Genomic DNA, 17,854 nt, shown 5'->3' on the forward strand with positions numbered 1-17,854 from the left:
TTCTAAGCCTGACCTTTAGGTTCCAAATCCATCGGAAATACATTCCCTCCGCCAACTCCTCCCTGAGGAAGGACAATGCTCCCATTATCCTGTTCAAATTTCCGGATATTATCCTGTAAAGCCAGTAACAAACGTTTGGCATTTTCCGGAGTCATGATAATCCGGCTTTTTACCTCCGGTTTGGGAACTCCCGGCATCAACCGCACAAAATCAATAATAAACTCGGAAGTAGAATGAGCTATTATAGCCAGATTTGCATAGGTTCCCTGAGCTATCTCATGATTCAAATCTATTTCCAGTTGGTTGTTTTTTTGCTCTTCCATTATCTCTGATTTAAAACAATAATATTTCCTTGCATTTATTTCACAATATTACACAATTTCAAAATCATTTTCTATCATTCACACCGATAATTATGCTGGAATATTACAGAGACAAACCGGACGGAACCTAAACCCAGGTTTAAATTCGAATACCTAAAAAAAAATGCCACCCTTTGGGTGGCATTTTCATTATTTCTGTATCCTCTCCATCTCCTCTTTCGAACCGACAATCAAGCCCTGAAGTTCTTTCATTCCGGTTCCCACAGGTATCAGGTGACCACAAATCACATTCTCTTTCAACCCCTCCAACGGGTCTACCTTTCCGTAAATAGCAGCCTCGTTCAACACTTTCGTTGTTTCCTGGAAAGAAGCAGCCGAAATAAAGCTGGAAGTCTGCAAAGCAGCACGGGTAATCCCTTGTAATACCTGGGCAGAAGTAGCAGGAACTGCATCACGTGCCTCCACCGTCTTCAAGTCCCGGCGTTTCAACTGAGAATTAATATCCCGGAGCGTACGTGCAGAGATGATTTGTCCCGCTTTTACCCGATCAGAATCACCCGGATCCATCACGACTTTCTTGCCGAACATTTCGTCATTCTCCTCCATAAACTCAGTCTTATCGACAATTTGACTCTCCAGGAAACGGGTATCTCCGGAATCCTGAATCAACACCTTGCGCATCATCTGATGAACAATGATCTCAAAATGTTTATCGTTGATCTTCACACCCTGCATACGGTATACATCCTGCACCTCATTCACGATATATTCCTGCACCGCAATCGGTCCCTGAATATTCAGAATATCAGTAGGCGTAATGGCTCCGTCGGACAGTGGTGTACCGGCACGTACATAATCGTTTTCCTGTACCAGAATCTGTTTTGACAAAGACACCAGATACTTCTTCACCTCTCCGGCTTTAGAAGTAACGACAATCTCCCGGTTACCCCGTTTGATTTTACCGTAAGTCACCTCTCCGTCGATTTCTGAAACGACAGCAGGATTAGACGGATTACGGGCTTCGAACAATTCCGTTACACGAGGCAAACCTCCTGTAATATCCCCTGCCTTACCAACAGCTCTCGGAATCTTCACGATAGTGCTACCGGCCACGACTTCATCTCCTTCTTTCACCACAATATGTGCACCTACCGGCAAGTTGTAACTTTTTACGACATGGCCATTTTTATCTTCGATAACCAAAGCCGGTGCTTTCGTCTTATCCCGGAACTCAGTAATGACTTTTTCCCGGAAACCGGTAGTTTCATCTGACTCTTCCTTATAAGTCTCTCCTTCAACCAGATTCTCAGAAGCTATTTTACCTCCGAACTCTGTAATAATAAGTGCGTTGAACGGGTCCCACTCACAAAGCAAGTCATTCTTCTTGATTTCCTGTCCATCCTTGACAAACAACTTGGCACCATAAGGAATATTATGCGAAATCAGAACGATATTTGTATTCTTGTCAATGATTCTCAACTCAGTCAAACGTCCGACCACGACATCGCATTTCTGACCGTTTTCCTGAACATACTCAACCGAACGCAATTCTTCAAATTCTACATAACCGTCATATTTCGCCTTCAAAGAATTTTCCGTGGAAATATTTCCGGCAGTACCACCCACATGGAATGTACGCAACGTCAACTGAGTACCCGGTTCACCGATAGACTGAGCCGCGATAGTGCCGACAGCCTCTCCCATCTGCACCAATTTACCGGTTGCCAGATTACGGCCGTAACATTTGGCACATACCCCTTTCTTAGCCTCACAAGTCAACACAGAGCGGACCTCTACACGTTCAATCGGGGAATTTTCTATCACAGCGGCTATTTCCTCCGTAATTTCTTCTCCCGACTTCACCAGTAATTCACCGGTATGGGGATGATAAATATCATGTACCGAAACACGTCCCAGAATGCGCTCATACAAAGAAGCGACCACCTCCTCATTATTCTTGATGGCAGCAATCGTTACTCCTCTTAAAGTACCGCAATCCTCTTCCGTAATCGTAATGTCATTGGCAACATCCACCAGACGACGGGTCAGGTAACCGGCATCTGCCGTTTTCAGGGCCGTATCGGCCAAACCTTTACGGGCACCGTGAGTAGAAATAAAGTACTCCAATACCGACAACCCTTCTTTAAAGTTTGCCAAAATCGGGTTCTCAATAATCTGTCCTCCTGTCGCCCCGGATTTCTGCGGTTTCGCCATCAATCCACGCATACCTCCCAACTGACGGATCTGTTCCCGGGAACCACGGGCTCCGGAGTCCAGCATCATATAAATAGAATTGAATCCCTGGTCATCCTCAGCCAATTGCTTCATCAATGTATTCGTCAATTTGGCATTTACATGCGTCCAGATATCAATAATCTGATTGTAACGTTCATTGTTAGTAATGAATCCCATATTATAGTTGGCCATCACCTCTTCTACCTGGTCATATCCCTCTTTCAGCAATTCGTCTTTTTCAGCCGGAACAATTACATCGGCCAAGTTGAAAGACAAGCCCCCCTCAAATGCCATCCGGTAACCCAAATCCTTAATATCATCCAGGAATTTGGCCGTTACATCTACGCCGCAGCGTTTGAAAACATCACTGATAATATCACGCAATGATTTTTTCGTAATCAACGTATTGATATACGGAAAATTCTTCGGAGTAAACTGGTTCAGGATTACCCGTCCGACCGTGGTATCAATCATGTGGGTATATTCCTTTCCTTCCTGATCCACATCCTGGATTTTCACTTTCACCTCAGCATGCAGGTCTACAGCCTTTTCATTCAGTGCAATAATCACCTCCTGGGGAGAATAGAACTTCAACCCTTCTCCTTTTACTCCCTTCCGGGGTTTGGTGATATAATACAACCCAAGAACCATATCCTGTGAAGGCACAGTAATAGGAGCACCATTAGCAGGATTAAGGATATTATGGGCACAAAGCATCAAAATCTGAGCTTCCAGTATCGCTTCATTGCCTAACGGCAAATGTACAGCCATCTGGTCACCGTCAAAGTCTGCATTAAATCCGGTACATGCCAGAGGATGCAAACGAATGGCTTTTCCTTCAATCAATTTCGGCTGGAAAGCCTGGATACCCAAACGGTGCAGAGTCGGCGCACGGTTTAATAAAACCGGATGACCTTTCAATACATTCTCAAGAATATCCCAAACAACGGGGTCTCGGCGGTCTACAATTTTCTTCGCACTTTTTACCGTCTTGACGATACCGCGTTCAATCAATTTACGGATAATAAAAGGCATATACAATTCAGCAGCCATATCTTTCGGAAGACCGCATTCATGCATTTTCAAACCGGGACCAACAACGATTACCGAACGGGCAGAATAATCCACACGTTTACCCAACAAATTCTGGCGGAAACGTCCCTGTTTTCCTTTCAAACTGTCCGACAATGATTTTAGCGGACGGTTATTTTCAATTTTTACAGCATTGGATTTGCGCGAATTATCAAACAAAGAGTCCACAGCTTCCTGCAACATCCGCTTCTCATTCCTCAAAATAACATCCGGAGCCTTGATTTCAATCAAACGTTTCAGACGATTATTCCGGATAATGACCCGACGATACAAATCATTCAGGTCGGAAGTGGCAAAACGTCCGCCGTCCAAAGGTACCAACGGGCGCAATTCCGGCGGAATCACAGCCAGAACCTTCACAATCATCCATTCCGGTTTATTCACCTCTTTACTCTCACGGAATGCTTCTACCACCTGCAAACGCTTCAATGCCTCGTTCTTCCGCTGCTGTGAAGTCTCTGTATTCGCTTTATGACGCAATTCATAAGACAAATCATCCAAATTCAAGCGTTCCAGCAACATCTGGATAGCTTCGGCTCCCATCTTGGCCACAAACTTATTCGGATCATCATCCTCAAGATGCTGGTTATCAATAGGCAGAGCATCCACAATATCAAGATACTCCTCCTCCGTCAGCAGGTCCATCTCAGCAATCCCCTTTTCCCCCATAATACCGGGCTGCACCACAATATACCGTTCATAATAAATAACTGCATCCAGTTTCTTAGAAGGCAATCCCAGCAGATAACCGATCTTATTGGGCAGAGATTTAAAATACCAGATATGAGCCACCGGAACAACCAATTGGATATGTCCCATTCTTTCACGACGTACTTTCTTTTCAGTCACCTCTACTCCACAACGGTCACAAACAATCCCTTTGTAACGGATCCGTTTGTATTTACCGCAATGGCACTCATAATCCTTTACCGGTCCGAAAATCCGTTCACAAAACAACCCGTCCCGTTCTGGTTTATAAGTACGGTAGTTAATTGTTTCAGGCTTCAATACCTGACCACTGGAATGTTCCAGAATCTCTTCCGGGGATGCCAGACCGATTGCAATTTTTGTAAAGCTCTTGGGCTTATTGGTATTATTATCTTTTCTAAAAGCCATATTTTCAGATTTTAGATTTTGGATTTACGATATACCGGCGTCAGCCTCTATACCGTAAATCGTAAATCACAAATTATATAAGGTTTACACTCAGACCAAGTCCTCTCAACTCATGCAACAAAACGTTGAATGATTCCGGAAGGCCCGGTGTCGGCATAGGCTCTCCTTTTACGATATGTTCGTAAGTTTTGGTCCGTCCCATCACATCGTCCGACTTCACCGTCAGGATTTCCTGCAAGATATGGGCAGCTCCGAAAGCTTCCAAGGCCCAAACCTCCATCTCACCAAAACGCTGACCACCGAACTGAGCTTTACCACCCAACGGTTGCTGCGTAATCAGCGAGTACGGTCCGATTGAACGGGCATGCATCTTATCGTCAACCATGTGTCCCAGTTTCAGGAAGTAAGTAACTCCCACAGTAGCCGGCTGGTCAAAACGTTCTCCCGTGCCTCCGTCATACAAATAAGTCGTACCGTAACGCGGCACTCCGGCCTTATCCGTATAAGAATTAATATCATCCAAGCTGGCACCGTCGAAAATCGGAGTAGCAAATTTCAATCCCAATTCCTTACCGGCCCATCCCAAAACAGCCTCAAAAATCTGTCCTAAGTTCATACGGGAAGGCACACCCAACGGATTCAGGCAAATATCAACCGGAGTACCGTCTGCCAGGAAAGGCATATCTTCAACACGGACAACACGAGACACAATACCCTTGTTACCGTGACGCCCTGCCATCTTATCTCCGATTTGCAGTTTACGTTTCTTTGCCACGTAAACTTTGGCCATCTTAATGATACCGGAAGGCAGTTCATCCCCTACCGTAGCATTATATTTCTTACGCTTCATCTGACCCTCGATTTCCTTATACTTAATCACAAAATTGTGAAGCAAATCCCGGATCATATCATTTTTCTGTTTATCGGTTGTCCATTTATTCGGATTAACCTCCAGATAATTCAGATTTTGCAGCGTTTTCAGAGTAAATTTCACTCCCTTCGGAATAACATCCTCATTCAGGTAATTTTTAACGCCCTGAGAAGTTTTACCATTGGTCAACTCAAACAATTTATCCACCAGCAAATCAGTCAGATCACCTACTTTCCGCTCAAACTGTTCGTCAATTTCAGCCAGAATAGTCTTACCCGCCGCTTTGGATTTCCGGTCGCCAATCATCCGCTGGAACAATTTCTTGTCAATGATTACACCACTCAGAGAAGGTGATGCTTTCAGTGAAGCATCCTTCACATCTCCGGCCTTATCACCGAAAATAGCACGTAATAATTTCTCTTCCGGACTGGGATCCGATTCCCCTTTCGGAGTAATCTTACCAATCATGATATCTCCCGGTTTAATACGGGCTCCGATGCGGATAATACCATTCTCATCCAAATCCTTGGTAGCATCCTCACTCACATTGGGTATGTCAGCAGTCAACTCTTCCAGTCCCCGCTTGGTTTCCCGAACTTCAAGAGAGTACTCATCTACATGCACGGAAGTAAAAATATCATTACGAACGATATTTTCAGAAATCACAATAGCGTCCTCATAATTATATCCTTTCCAAGGCATATAGGCCACTTTCAGGTTACGTCCCAATGCCAGCTCTCCGCCTTCCGAAGAATAGCCTTCGGTCAGAATCTGACCTTCCTCCACTCTCTGACCTTTACGCACAATAGGACGTAAAGTCATTGTCGTACTCTGGTTAGTACGCTTGTATTTCGGTAAAAGATATTCTTTCGTATCTCCGTCAAAACTAACAAAACGCTCTTCCTCCGTTTGGTCATATTTAATAACAATACGACGGCCATCTACAAAATCAACAACTCCCGGACCTTCAGCCACAATCTGAGTTCGGGAATCCTTAATCAGATTGCCCTCCAGACCGGTCCCGACAATCGGAGCCTGCGGTTTAATAATAGGTACAGCCTGACGCATCATGTTAGATCCCATCAATGCACGGTTGGCATCGTCATGTTCCAGGAAAGGAATCAAAGAAGCTGCAATGGAAGCAATCTGATTCGGAGCCACGTCCATCAAATCCACATTCGTCACTTCTTCTAACGGGAAATCACCGTCCTTACGGGATTTTGCCCGTTTGTTGGCAAAATGCCCGTTATCGTCAATCTTTGCATTCGCCTGCGCAATCACCAATCCTTCCTCCTCTTCTGCAGACAAATATTTCACACCTTCCCGGGACAAATCAACCACAGCCTCATTCACCTTCCGGTAAGGAGTTTCTATAAATCCCAGATCGTTGATTTTCGCATATACACAAAGCGAAGAAATCAAACCGATATTCGGACCTTCCGGAGTTTCAATAGGACAAAGACGACCGTAATGAGTATAATGAACGTCACGCACCTCAAAACCGGCACGATCACGGGACAAACCACCGGGACCCAATGCAGACATACGACGCTTGTGCGTAATCTCAGCCAACGGATTGGTCTGGTCCATAAATTGCGACAATGCATTCGTTCCGAAGAAAGAATTGATAACAGAAGATAAAATCTTCGAATTAATCAGGTCTACCGGAGTAAATACCTCATTATCACGAACATTCATCCGTTCGCGAATCGTCCGGGCCATACGGGCCAAACCAACACCGAACTGATTGTACAACTGCTCGCCCACCGTACGCACACGACGATTGCTCAAATGGTCAATATCATCCACATCTGTTTTTGCATTCAGCAATTTAATCAGATATTTTATGATCTCGATCATATCCTCTTTGGTCAGCACCCGTACGGAAGGATCGGTTGACAGCCCTAATTTTTTATTCAGCTTATAACGTCCGACATCCCCCAAGTCATAGCGCTTATCAGAGAAGAACAACTTGTCAATCACATCCCGCGCAGTGGCTTCGTCTGGTGGTTCGGAGCTACGTAATTGCCTGTAAATATGCATCACTGCTTCCTTCTCCGAGTTACACGGGTCTTTTTGCAGTGTGTTATATATAATGGCATAATCTGCCAGATTTTGTTTTTCCTTATGCAATAAAATCGTCTTCGCACCTGAATCGACAATTGCATCAATATGTTCATTTTCCAGAACAGTTTCCCGGTCTACAATGATCTCGTTACGTTCGATGGAAACAACCTCTCCGGTATCTTCATCTACGAAATCTTCTACCCAGGTCTTCAAAACACGCGCAGCCAAACGACGGCCAACGACTTTTTTCAATCCCGATTTGGAAACATTTACTTCATCTGCCAGGTCAAAAATCTGAAGAATATCCTTATCTGTTTCAAAACCAATAGCACGCAACAATGTAGTTACCGGCAACTTCTTTTTCCGGTCAATATAGGCATACATCACATTGTTGATGTCTGTGGCGAATTCAATCCAGGAACCTTTGAAAGGAATAATTCTGGCAGAATAAAGTTTGGTACCATTCGCATGAACACTCTGTCCGAAAAATACACCCGGCGAACGATGCAACTGAGATACAATCACACGCTCGGCTCCATTAATCACGAAGGTGCCTTTGGGCGTCATATACGGAACATTCCCCAGATATACGTCTTCAATCACCGTGTCGAAATCCTCATGCTCGGGATCCGTACAATACAACTTCAGTTTGGCCTTCAACGGAGCTCCGTAGGTCAATCCCTGCTCCAGACATTCGTCTATCGTATAACGGGGCGGGTCAATGAAGTAGTCCAAAAATTCCAGAACAAAATTGTTCCGGGTGTCGGTGATTGGGAAGTTCTCCTTGAAAACAGTATACAGGCCTTCGTTCTTTCTGTTTTCAGGCGTCGTACCCAATTGAAAAAAGTCCTTGAAAGACTTTAATTGCACTTCAAGAAAATCAGGATATTCCAACTGATTTTTCGTGGAGGCAAAGCTTATTCTTTTGTTTGAAGTATTTGAAGACATCTATTAATTTTTTGGAACCTAAACAATATTAACAACAAAATGGTTTAGAGTCAAAAATGACTCTAAACCTTGAAACCCACAGGGTCTATGACTTATTTAAGTTCAACTTCAGCTCCTGCTTCTTCCAGCTGAGCTTTCAATTGTTCAGCTTCTTCCTTAGAAACTTTTTCTTTCAAAGGAGCCGGAGCTTTATCAACTAATTCTTTAGCTTCTTTCAGTCCAAGACCGGTCAGTTCTTTCACCAATTTTACAACGCCTAATTTAGCAGCGCCACCTGATTTCAGGATTACGTCAAACTCTGTCTGAGCAGCACCACCAGCTTCAGCGCCACCAGCTGCAGGAGCAGCAACAACAGCAGCAGCTGCTGCAGGTTCGATTCCGTATTCTTCTTTTAAGATGTCAGCTAACTCTTTTACGTCTTTTACTGTCAGGTTAACTAATTCTTCTGCAAGTTTTTTCAAATCTGCCATTTCGATAAGTATTTAAAATGTTTTTATTCAAATAATAATAATGTAAATTATGCTCTATCTTCAAGAGTTTTAAGCACTCCGCCGATAGTATTTTTCCCTGATTCCAAAGCAGAGATAAGTTTTTGCATCGGTGACTGCAGCAACAGTACGATATCTCCCAGCAACTCTTCCTTCGATTTGATGCTAACGAGAGCGTCCAGTTGATTTTCACCTACATAGGCACATTCTTCCACGAACGCAGCCTTCAGCACAGGTTTATCATGACTCTTACGAAACTCTTTGATCAGTTTTGCAGGAGCATTCCCTGTTTCAGACAGCATCACGGCACTGGAACCTTTCAATACACTATAAATTTCATTATAGTCGGTATCCAGACCATCCAACGCTACCCGCAACAAAGTATTTTTTACCTGAATCAATTTGATATTAGCGTCGAAACATGCCTTACGCAATTCCTGCGTAGCAGCTGCATCCAACTCAGAAATATCACTGATATAGATATGCTTGTGTGCTTTAATCTGCTCGGTTAAATTGTCTATGATTACTTGTTTTTCTTCCCTTTTCATTCTACAAATGGTCCTTTAAAGGTTAATAATTAATCAAGTAATGACTTAAGGTCTAATTTAATACCGGGACTCATTGTACTTGACAGGAATACACTCTTCACATAAGTTCCTTTTGCAGAAGAAGGTTTCAGTTTCTGGATCGTGGCCATGAACTCACGGGCATTATCCTTAATTTTCCCTGCATCGAAATTCACCTTACCGATTGAAGTGTGTACGATACCAAATTTGTCAACTTTAAAATCAATTTTTCCCTGCTTTACCTCGTTTACGGCTTTACCAATTTCCATGGTAACGGTACCGCTCTTCGGGTTAGGCATCAATCCACGCGGACCTAAAATTCGTCCTAAAGCACCTATTTTACCCATGATGGCCGGCATTGTAATGATAATATCAATATCAGTCCAACCTGATTTCAATTTCTCAATATACTCATCCAATCCAACATAGTCGGCTCCGGCAGCTTTGGCCTCTTCCACCTTGTCAGGCGTACAAAGCACCAATACACGTACTTCTTTACCGGTTCCGTGAGGCAGGGTCACAACGCCGCGAACCATTTGATTGGCTTTACGCGGGTCTACCCCCAGACGAACGTCCATGTCAACTGACGCATCAAACTTGGTAAAAGTAATCTCCTTCACCAGTTGAGCAGCTTCCTCAATGGTATAAACTTTACCATTTTCGATTTTTTCTAAAGCTAACTTCTTATTTTTTGTCAGTTTACTCATTACGTTTGAAGTATTACAAATTCATTAAAAAGGTTTTTCACCATCAATGGTGATACCCATACTTCTGGCAGTTCCAGCTACCATGCTCATTGCTTTTTCGATCTCGAAAGCATTCAAATCGCTCATCTTACCCGTAGCAATTTCCCGAACCTTATCCCAGGAAATAGAAGCTACTTTCTTACGGTTAGGCTGGTCTGAACCGGATTTGATCTTCGCTGCTTCCAAAAGCTGAATAGCAACAGGAGGCTGTTTGGTAATGAAATCAAATGATTTATCACCGTAAACCTGAATAATCACCGGAATGATCTTTCCTGCCTGGTCCTGAGTTCTTGCATTAAATTGCTTACAGAAGTCCATAATATTGACTCCTTTAGAACCTAAAGCGGGACCTACTGGAGGAGAAGGATTCGCAGCACCAGCTTTAATCTGTAGCTTGATAAGAGCTTCAACTTCTTTTGCCATGATTTTTTAATCCAATAAATTAATTATCTTTTTCTACCTGCATGAAACTCAATTCGAGCGGTGTCTGACGACCAAAAACCTTGACAATTACTTTCACTCGTTTTTTGTCATTATTCACCTCCTCTATCACACCGGTAAAACCGTTGAACGGACCGTCTGTAACTTTTACGGATTCGCCAACGACATAAGGTATGTTTATCTCCTCGGGTTGTTCCGCCAGCTCATCTACCGTTCCGAGAATCCTGTTAATTTCCGATTGACGCATCGGAACCGGATCTCCTCCTTTGGTTTCCCCCAGGAAGCCTATCACGTTCGTAATATCACGAAGCATGTGGGGAATTTCACCAACAAGAGCTGCCTCTATCATCACATAACCGGGAAAGAAATTCCGCTCTTTGCTGATCTTCTTACCATTACGTACCTGATAGATTTTCTCAGTAGGTATCAAAACCTGTGAAACATAATCCTGCAGCCCTAAACTGGCAACTTCATTTTCAATGTACTCCTTGACCTTCTTCTCTTTTCCGCCGATCACACGAAGTACATACCATCTTTTCTTAATTTCTGCCATGTCTGTTCTGAGGATTAATTACAACATACCATATATAAAATCCATAATGTGTCTGAACGCAAAGTCCATAACAAATATGCCTACAGCAATAATGACGGAAGCTATCATCACAATAGTAGCACTACTTTGGAGTTCAGCCCATGATGGCCAGGAGACTTTATTAATCAGCTCGTTATAAACGTCTGCAAAATAAGCTTTTATATTCATCTTAAATCGTAGATTGTAATTTTAAATTACCTGAATTTAAAATATATTCAGCACGGGTGGAGAGGCTCGAACTCCCGACACCTGGTTTTGGAGACCAGTGCTCTACCAACTGAGCTACACCCGTAAAACAAGGCGGTTTTTCATAGCCCGCCTTGCCAATATGGAATCTTATTCTAAGATTTCAGTAATCTGACCTGCACCTACTGTACGTCCACCTTCACGGATTGCGAAACGAAGACCAAGTGAGCAAGCTACCGGAGTCAACAATTCAACCGTAATGGTTACGTTATCTCCCGGCATTACCATTTCAGTTCCTTCCGGCAGGGTAATTTCACCGGTAACGTCCATAGTACGCAGATAGAACTGAGGTCTGTACTTATTGTGGAACGGAGTGTGACGTCCACCTTCTTCTTTTTTCAGGATATAAACCTCAGCTTTAAATTTCTGGTGCGGCTTCACAGAACCCGGTTTTGCTAACACCATACCACGTTTGATTTCATTTTTGTCGATACCACGCAGCAACAGACCAACGTTATCTCCGGCTTCTCCTTCGTCCAACAATTTGCGGAACATTTCAACTCCGGTACATACCGTTTTCTTTCCGTCAGCACCCAAACCGATGATTTCCAATTCATCACCGACATGCACGATACCTGTTTCAATACGACCAGTAGCAACAGTACCACGACCCGTAATAGAGAAAACATCCTCAACCGGCATCAGGAACGGTTTTTCGTTGTCACGCGGAGGAAGCGGAATCCAGTTATCAACAGCATCCATCAACTCCATTACTTTTTCTTCCCATTTTGCTTCACCATTCAGTGCACCCAATGCAGAACCCAAAATAATCGGAGTATTGTCACCATCATATTGATAGAAAGACAACAATTCACGAACTTCCATTTCAACCAGTTCCAACATTTCCTGGTCGTCAACCATATCCACTTTATTCAGGAATACTACAATTCTCGGAACGTTCACCTGACGAGCCAACAAAATGTGCTCACGAGTCTGAGGCATCGGACCGTCAGTTGCAGCACAAACCAAAATAGCACCGTCCATCTGAGCAGCACCAGTAACCATGTTCTTTACATAGTCGGCGTGACCCGGACAGTCAACGTGTGCATAGTGACGGTTTGCCGTCTGATATTCTACGTGAGAAGTATTAATCGTAATACCTCTTTCTTTTTCTTCCGGTGCATTATCGATAGAATCGAAAGAACGCAATTCAGAAAGACCTTTCTTTGCCAATACAGTAGTAATTGCTGCAGTCAAAGTGGTTTTACCGTGGTCTACGTGACCGATAGTACCGATATTTACGTGTGGTTTTGACCTGTCAAACTTTTCTTTAGCCATGACTTAAAAACTTTTTTTTATAATTAAACATTTATCTCAAAAAATAATCTGCATTCACATCTCGAAATTATTGAAACTCAATACATTATTCACAATATGAGTTATCAAGCCCATTCTTTAGAGCGTGCAAATATAATTAAATAATTCTGATCCACAAAATTATTTGCCTGAAAGTTGAAAGTTTATCCTTTAAAGATGAATCTCTTACCCTCACCTTTCAATCTCCCGTTTTTGCTTATTTTGCCCCGAACCGGTTCAGCATTCTCTTTCTTTCTCTTTATTCTTCACCAGCTGACGCTTCAGCACATCATACAACTCATCTACAGCTTCCTCAAATTTCTTAGCATTTTTCTTCGCAAAAATATCCTGCCCTTTCACATTTACAGTCACCTCAACGACTTTATTTTCAAGATGATCGTCTTTTTCCAACTTTAGGGTAACATCCACACCGATAATCCCATCGTGATATTTATCCAGCTTGCTTAATTTCTTCTGTACAAAATCTTCCAACTGGGAACTGGCAGAAAAACCTACTGCATTGATTTTCATTTCCATAATACGTCCTCCTTACATTTTAAGCCCGAGGATGAGCTTGATTATAAACTCGTTTTAAACTCTCAAAAGAATTATGAGTATAAATTTGTGTCGCAGAGAGTCCTGAATGACCAAGTAGTTTACGGATAGCCTCTATGCAAGCCCCGTTATTCAGCAAAGCAGTCGCAAAAGAGTGGCGCAAAATATGGGGACTTCGTTTGGCCGAAGAGGTCACTTCTTCCAGGCATTTTTTTACATGCCTGTAAATAAATTTTTCATTAGCAGGTGCCCCAACATCCGTAATGAAGAAAAAAGAATGCCTTCCGTCCACCTTGCCATTACGCACCTCCAGGTATTCCCGGATTTCCTCAGACAACTCCTCAAGTATCGGAACAAGCCGTTGCTTATCCCCTTTCCCGTTCACCAGAATAACACCGCCGCTCAAATCTATATCAGCCAACTTCAGCCCGACCAACTCAGAACGGCGCATTCCGGTACAATAAGCCATCATCAAGATCATCAAATCCCGGAAGACGGAAAAATCATCCCTGGCTGCTCTTTTCTTATCCAGCAATTCACTCATTTTATAGTCCGGAACAAAAACAGGCAATTTCTTACCTATTTTAGGGACAACCACCGACTCCGTCGGATTTTCTGTCCGTATTCCCTCATGCATTTGATAACGAAAAAACGCACGCAAAGAGCTCAGTTTCCTACGCACCGAACGGGCAGACATCGGCTTCAACTTCCGCTCCTGCCCTCCGGCAACAAATCCTCCGGACATCAAACCAGACTCAAAGCGTCGGACCATCCCGGAAGTAACCTCTTTCCAATCACAAACCAACTCAACCTTTTCACAGAACTCAACAAATTGATTCAAATCCTCTTCATAGGCAGTTACCGTATGAGGCGAATAACGCTTAACACAAGTCAGGTACTGCAAAAATGAATCAATCTCCATACCCATTCTCCTTTAAACGAATCTAATTTAACGTATTCATCCGGGAAAAACAAATCCCGGACGAATTATTTTCAGACAAACATCTCGTCTGTCTCAGAAAAACTGCCTTAGAATAAACCAAAACCTCCGACCCCGCAGCTCACCTCACCGTTTTAGTCCGTTTCCACCGTCAATTAATCCTCAGCCTGCTGCAAGCCTTGCTTATAAATAGCCTTAATACGTTGAGCACGGTTGCGGACAGAAGGCTTAGTAAAAGCCTGACGGTCTCTTAATTCTTTTACTACACCTGTTTTTTCAAATTTTCTCTTGAATTTTTTTAAGGCTCTCTCAATATTTTCGCCTTCTTTCAGAGGTACAATAATCATGATTTTTTATTTTTAAATTATACGACGCATGAATCTGTTGCATTACGACCCTGTTTCAGCCACATACAACCCAGAAGTCCCTACAACGACTTCCTGTTTTTGGATTTTCACTTTATTTTCTGGTTTTCAGACAAGCCTCCACTTGTCCCAACTAACATCCTCCTTTCAAAGTGTATCGATTCTTAATGCGTTAAATACAATTAAATTTTGGACGACAAAGGTAAGAAAAAAGACAAAAAGGACAAAGTGAAAAGTGAAAATTTCTACGGATTCAGCAAATCCTTACAATAGTACCCCAGAATGGAATTAATCATAGCTACATAATTCCGGGCTTTACGGTTTTCCGGATTCAAACGAAGGACAGCATTAAATTTATTTAATGCTTCAGACAACCTACCAGTAGCATATATCAATTCTCCCAACCACAACAACCCCTGTTCGTCCTGACCGTTTTCTGCCAACCAATCTTGCAACATCCGGATAGCTTCCTCCTGCCGGCCAGCCTCCCACAAAGCTTTTATCTTCTCTTCTTCCATTGTTTCCTATTTTTTTACTTTTACAATCAATTCATTTTTATTGCCCGCCCGGTCAACAGCCTCTATCCTCACTTCATTTATCCTGCCTTTCTGAAATACAGGCTCCTCCAGACTACACTGCAACAAATCCACACGAGGGTCATAACTAAAAAGACACCACTTCCCATTGACTTCCCCCCGATAAGTCTTTATTCCAGACAATTTATCTTTTATCCGGAAACGCAAAGCCCGCTCCTGAAATTTCCCTAAAAAAGTAATTTCAGGGGCCTGCTCATCTTTCACCACCGTATAACGGCTCAAATAGTTTATTTCAGCCTTCAGTCCGGCATCCGTATGGACTGTTTCCACCACATATTTTCTACCGTCGGAAGCAACCTCATAAATCAGATCCTGCACACCGAAATCTCCCAACAAAAACAAATGAGCTTTATGAAATAAAGGCACCTCCCGTTCTGACAACACAAAAATATCCCGCCCCGTCAAAGTATCTTTTTCCACCCTTAATCTCTTCCTGACCGAACTGAATAAAGAACCGGCCGGCAATTCCACCCGACACCCCGGCAACTCCAGCAATTCATCTTTGTCATACTTTACAATTCCGGCTTCAGCCTCTCGCCGGGCCTCCACCCCTTTCAAAAGCAGCGACACCTCACTCCGATTCATATTCTTATCTTCCAGAACAACATTCACTTTTACCAAACTATCTTTCTCCACCTCTATATACCCGCCATTCCGATTACGAATCCCCAGAAAACGATGCTGGTAATTTCCAAAACAACGATAAACGGTTTCTTTCTTTTTATATGCATCAAAATCTTTTACCTCATTAATCAGACAAGCTTGTTCAAAAGAACAGGAATCCATACTTAACTCAAATAAAGTATCCGAATCAGCCACAAGCGTCATTCTATACACCCCCAGCTTATTCCAGGAATCCTCCATATAATCCGTAACAAACACCCCCACTCCGACTTTCCCTGCCGGCACACCCACCGTACCAGCACCATATCTTCCTCCTCCCTGCACTTTTACCCCGACCCTTTTCAATAAGTCTGCACATCCGCCCCCGGAAACCGCATACAAATAAATGGATTTCACCGAAGGAGCCTTTCTGTCGCGAATCGAATAAAAAGACAAAGGGTTGATGGCCCGTTCACTGGCCGTATTCCGGATCTCAAAATGCAGATGCGGTCCTCCGGACGAACCGGTATTTCCACTGTATGCAATGGTATCACCCTGTTTAAAAAACAACCGGTATTCCCTAAAATCCTCGTCCACTTGAAAATGCTCTTTTTCATACTGAATACTACGGACAATCTCCGCAACCACAGGGACAAAACGTTGCAAATGCCCGTATACTGATGTAGTCCCGTCCGCATGTTCTATATACATAGCCTGCCCATAACCGACAGGCGAGACACTTACCCGGACCAGATACCCGTCCTTGACACATACCACCGGCAGTCCTTCCACCCCTCCCGTACGAATATCAATACCGGAATGGAAATGAGTGGCACGCAGCTCTCCGAAATTTCCGCTCAACAAAATACTCTTCCCGACCGGCACCATCCATTCCTGCCCGCAGCTTCTTAACGGAATCAAAGCCAAACTATTAAACAAAACGTAAAATAATAAAACAACCGGTATTCTCATTTCCCTGTACAAAAAAAACACAATTTTTAAGATGCAAATATATCAACACTCTTGATAATTTAAAGAATAAATTTTATCTTTGTCATGTAAAGATTGAGTTATGGCAGCAAAACACGATGCCGTTATAAACGAGCTGAATTTTAAAATAGATAAACTAATAAAATTATATACATCTTCCCTTGAACAAAATAGAAGATTGGAAAAACAATTAAGCGAATTGCAATCCGAACTGGAACAACTCAAGGGCGAGAACAAAGAATTAAACGAAAAAATTAAAACAACCAGAGTGGCGAGCGCAATTTCAGGAGGAAATGGAAGTTATGAAGCAAAAATGCGAATCAACCAACTGGTGCGGGAGATTGATAAATGTATTGCTCTTTTGAATAATTAACTATGTCAGAAAAACGTAACATTAACCTAACGATTGCCGATATACCTCTTAATTTGAACATTACAGCAACAGACGAGGAAATTATCCGGAAAGCGGCTAAAGAGATTAATGAACGCGTTTTAAAATATAAATCCGGGAATTCAGAACCGGAACCTTTTTATTTTTTAGCTTATGTTTCCTTGCTGCATACTATCAAAATGCTGCAACAAGAACAAAAGTTTAATGAAATAGAACAGATTAATTTGAAACTTGATGAATTTATCAAGGAGTAAACCAAAAAAGCAAAACGTTCTTTGAACATCATATTCCCGCATTATTTCGACTTTAAGCGAAAAACTCAACACTCAAACAATTAGAGCAGACGCTTATATTTGCACAAGACAGGCCTCAACTCTTCGGAGTTCC

General features: G+C 42.8%; 17 protein-coding genes and 1 tRNA gene. 2 read left to right on the plus strand and 16 right to left on the minus strand.

The window, feature by feature from the left end:
• Positions 1–2: 2 nt before the first annotated feature.
• The 16 genes from D1136_RS08645 to D1136_RS10970 all read right to left on the minus strand — a co-directional run bounded on the left by D1136_RS08645 (position 3) and on the right by D1136_RS10970 (position 17,058).
• Entirely contained in the window at positions 3–323 is a 321-nt protein-coding gene (locus D1136_RS08645) for a DUF3467 domain-containing protein (protein ID WP_161877234.1), read from the minus strand.
• 189 nt (positions 324–512) lie between these two features.
• Complete coding sequence (gene rpoC, locus D1136_RS08650) at positions 513–4,766, minus strand: DNA-directed RNA polymerase subunit beta' (protein WP_161877235.1); 4,254 nt, start codon at positions 4,764–4,766, stop codon at positions 513–515.
• Positions 4,767–4,839: 73 nt separating this feature from the next.
• Positions 4,840–8,652 carry a DNA-directed RNA polymerase subunit beta gene (gene rpoB, locus D1136_RS08655; RefSeq protein WP_161877236.1) on the minus strand — a complete coding sequence of 1,271 codons (3,813 nt, stop codon included), beginning with the start codon at positions 8,650–8,652 and terminating at the stop codon, positions 4,840–4,842.
• Between the two features lie 92 nt (positions 8,653–8,744).
• Complete coding sequence (rplL, locus tag D1136_RS08660) at positions 8,745–9,122, minus strand: 50S ribosomal protein L7/L12 (RefSeq protein ID WP_161877237.1); 378 nt, start codon at positions 9,120–9,122, stop codon at positions 8,745–8,747.
• A gap of 47 nt (positions 9,123–9,169) precedes the next feature.
• Positions 9,170–9,688, minus strand: coding sequence for a 50S ribosomal protein L10 (gene rplJ, locus D1136_RS08665; protein ID WP_161877238.1), 519 nt, complete (start codon positions 9,686–9,688; stop codon positions 9,170–9,172).
• Positions 9,689–9,717: 29 nt separating this feature from the next.
• The gene (rplA, locus tag D1136_RS08670; protein ID WP_161877239.1) at positions 9,718–10,413 is read right to left on the minus strand and encodes a 50S ribosomal protein L1; all 696 of its coding nucleotides are present in this window, start codon (positions 10,411–10,413) and stop codon (positions 9,718–9,720) included.
• Positions 10,414–10,437: 24 nt separating this feature from the next.
• Positions 10,438–10,875 carry a 50S ribosomal protein L11 gene (rplK, locus tag D1136_RS08675; RefSeq protein ID WP_161877240.1) on the minus strand — a complete coding sequence of 146 codons (438 nt, stop codon included), beginning with the start codon at positions 10,873–10,875 and terminating at the stop codon, positions 10,438–10,440.
• A 19-nt stretch (positions 10,876–10,894) separates the two neighbouring features.
• Positions 10,895–11,446 (minus strand): transcription termination/antitermination protein NusG, encoded by a 552-nt coding sequence (gene nusG / locus D1136_RS08680; protein WP_161877241.1) that lies wholly within the window; start codon positions 11,444–11,446, stop codon positions 10,895–10,897.
• Positions 11,447–11,464: 18 nt separating this feature from the next.
• Positions 11,465–11,653 (minus strand): preprotein translocase subunit SecE, encoded by a 189-nt coding sequence (secE, locus tag D1136_RS08685; RefSeq protein ID WP_161877242.1) that lies wholly within the window; start codon positions 11,651–11,653, stop codon positions 11,465–11,467.
• A 51-nt stretch (positions 11,654–11,704) separates the two neighbouring features.
• Positions 11,705–11,777: transfer RNA gene (locus D1136_RS08690), tRNA-Trp, on the minus strand.
• Between the two features lie 44 nt (positions 11,778–11,821).
• On the minus strand, positions 11,822–13,009 hold the full coding sequence (gene tuf / locus D1136_RS08695; protein WP_161877243.1) for an elongation factor Tu: 1,188 nt from the start codon (positions 13,007–13,009) through the stop codon (positions 11,822–11,824).
• 255 nt (positions 13,010–13,264) lie between these two features.
• Positions 13,265–13,564, minus strand: coding sequence for a ribosome hibernation-promoting factor, HPF/YfiA family (gene hpf, locus D1136_RS08700; protein WP_161877244.1), 300 nt, complete (start codon positions 13,562–13,564; stop codon positions 13,265–13,267).
• 19 nt (positions 13,565–13,583) lie between these two features.
• Entirely contained in the window at positions 13,584–14,504 is a 921-nt protein-coding gene (locus D1136_RS08705; protein ID WP_161877245.1) for a tyrosine-type recombinase/integrase, read from the minus strand.
• Between the two features lie 173 nt (positions 14,505–14,677).
• Positions 14,678–14,869 carry a 30S ribosomal protein S21 gene (gene rpsU / locus D1136_RS08710; RefSeq protein WP_161877246.1) on the minus strand — a complete coding sequence of 64 codons (192 nt, stop codon included), beginning with the start codon at positions 14,867–14,869 and terminating at the stop codon, positions 14,678–14,680.
• Between the two features lie 263 nt (positions 14,870–15,132).
• Positions 15,133–15,405 (minus strand): tetratricopeptide repeat protein, encoded by a 273-nt coding sequence (locus D1136_RS08715; protein ID WP_161877247.1) that lies wholly within the window; start codon positions 15,403–15,405, stop codon positions 15,133–15,135.
• A 6-nt stretch (positions 15,406–15,411) separates the two neighbouring features.
• Entirely contained in the window at positions 15,412–17,058 is a 1,647-nt protein-coding gene (locus D1136_RS10970) for a M23 family metallopeptidase (RefSeq protein WP_305081005.1), read from the minus strand.
• A gap of 100 nt (positions 17,059–17,158) precedes the next feature.
• Here D1136_RS10970 and D1136_RS08725 point away from each other — a divergent pair, with 100 nt between their 5' ends.
• Both D1136_RS08725 and D1136_RS08730 read left to right on the plus strand, forming a co-directional pair.
• The gene (locus D1136_RS08725; protein WP_161877249.1) at positions 17,159–17,449 is read left to right on the plus strand and encodes a hypothetical protein; all 291 of its coding nucleotides are present in this window, start codon (positions 17,159–17,161) and stop codon (positions 17,447–17,449) included.
• A gap of 2 nt (positions 17,450–17,451) precedes the next feature.
• Positions 17,452–17,721 carry a cell division protein ZapA gene (locus D1136_RS08730; RefSeq protein WP_161877250.1) on the plus strand — a complete coding sequence of 90 codons (270 nt, stop codon included), beginning with the start codon at positions 17,452–17,454 and terminating at the stop codon, positions 17,719–17,721.
• Positions 17,722–17,854: the final 133 nt, after the last annotated feature.

It is taken from the genome of Odoribacter sp. Z80 (assembly GCF_009935865.1).
Classification (GTDB): Bacteria; Bacteroidota; Bacteroidia; order Bacteroidales; family Marinifilaceae; genus Odoribacter.

Bases quoted from the DNA above. Each gene is read 5' to 3' on its own strand.
- D1136_RS08645 (WP_161877234.1), bottom strand. From the start codon at position 323: ATGGAAGAGCAAAAAAACAACCAACTGGAAATAGATTTGAATCATGAG.
- rpoC (WP_161877235.1), bottom strand. From the start codon at position 4,766: ATGGCTTTTAGAAAAGATAATAATACCAATAAGCCCAAGAGCTTTACA.
- rpoB (WP_161877236.1), bottom strand. From the start codon at position 8,652: ATGTCTTCAAATACTTCAAACAAAAGAATAAGCTTTGCCTCCACGAAA.
- rplL (WP_161877237.1), bottom strand. From the start codon at position 9,122: ATGGCAGATTTGAAAAAACTTGCAGAAGAATTAGTTAACCTGACAGTA.
- rplJ (WP_161877238.1), bottom strand. From the start codon at position 9,688: ATGAAAAGGGAAGAAAAACAAGTAATCATAGACAATTTAACCGAGCAG.
- rplA (WP_161877239.1), bottom strand. From the start codon at position 10,413: ATGAGTAAACTGACAAAAAATAAGAAGTTAGCTTTAGAAAAAATCGAA.
- rplK (WP_161877240.1), bottom strand. From the start codon at position 10,875: ATGGCAAAAGAAGTTGAAGCTCTTATCAAGCTACAGATTAAAGCTGGT.
- nusG (WP_161877241.1), bottom strand. From the start codon at position 11,446: ATGGCAGAAATTAAGAAAAGATGGTATGTACTTCGTGTGATCGGCGGA.
- secE (WP_161877242.1), bottom strand. From the start codon at position 11,653: ATGAATATAAAAGCTTATTTTGCAGACGTTTATAACGAGCTGATTAAT.
- tuf (WP_161877243.1), bottom strand. From the start codon at position 13,009: ATGGCTAAAGAAAAGTTTGACAGGTCAAAACCACACGTAAATATCGGT.
- hpf (WP_161877244.1), bottom strand. From the start codon at position 13,564: ATGGAAATGAAAATCAATGCAGTAGGTTTTTCTGCCAGTTCCCAGTTG.
- D1136_RS08705 (WP_161877245.1), bottom strand. From the start codon at position 14,504: ATGGAGATTGATTCATTTTTGCAGTACCTGACTTGTGTTAAGCGTTAT.
- rpsU (WP_161877246.1), bottom strand. From the start codon at position 14,869: ATGATTATTGTACCTCTGAAAGAAGGCGAAAATATTGAGAGAGCCTTA.
- D1136_RS08715 (WP_161877247.1), bottom strand. From the start codon at position 15,405: ATGGAAGAAGAGAAGATAAAAGCTTTGTGGGAGGCTGGCCGGCAGGAG.
- D1136_RS10970 (WP_305081005.1), bottom strand. From the start codon at position 17,058: ATGAGAATACCGGTTGTTTTATTATTTTACGTTTTGTTTAATAGTTTG.
- D1136_RS08725 (WP_161877249.1), top strand. From the start codon at position 17,159: ATGGCAGCAAAACACGATGCCGTTATAAACGAGCTGAATTTTAAAATA.
- D1136_RS08730 (WP_161877250.1), top strand. From the start codon at position 17,452: ATGTCAGAAAAACGTAACATTAACCTAACGATTGCCGATATACCTCTT.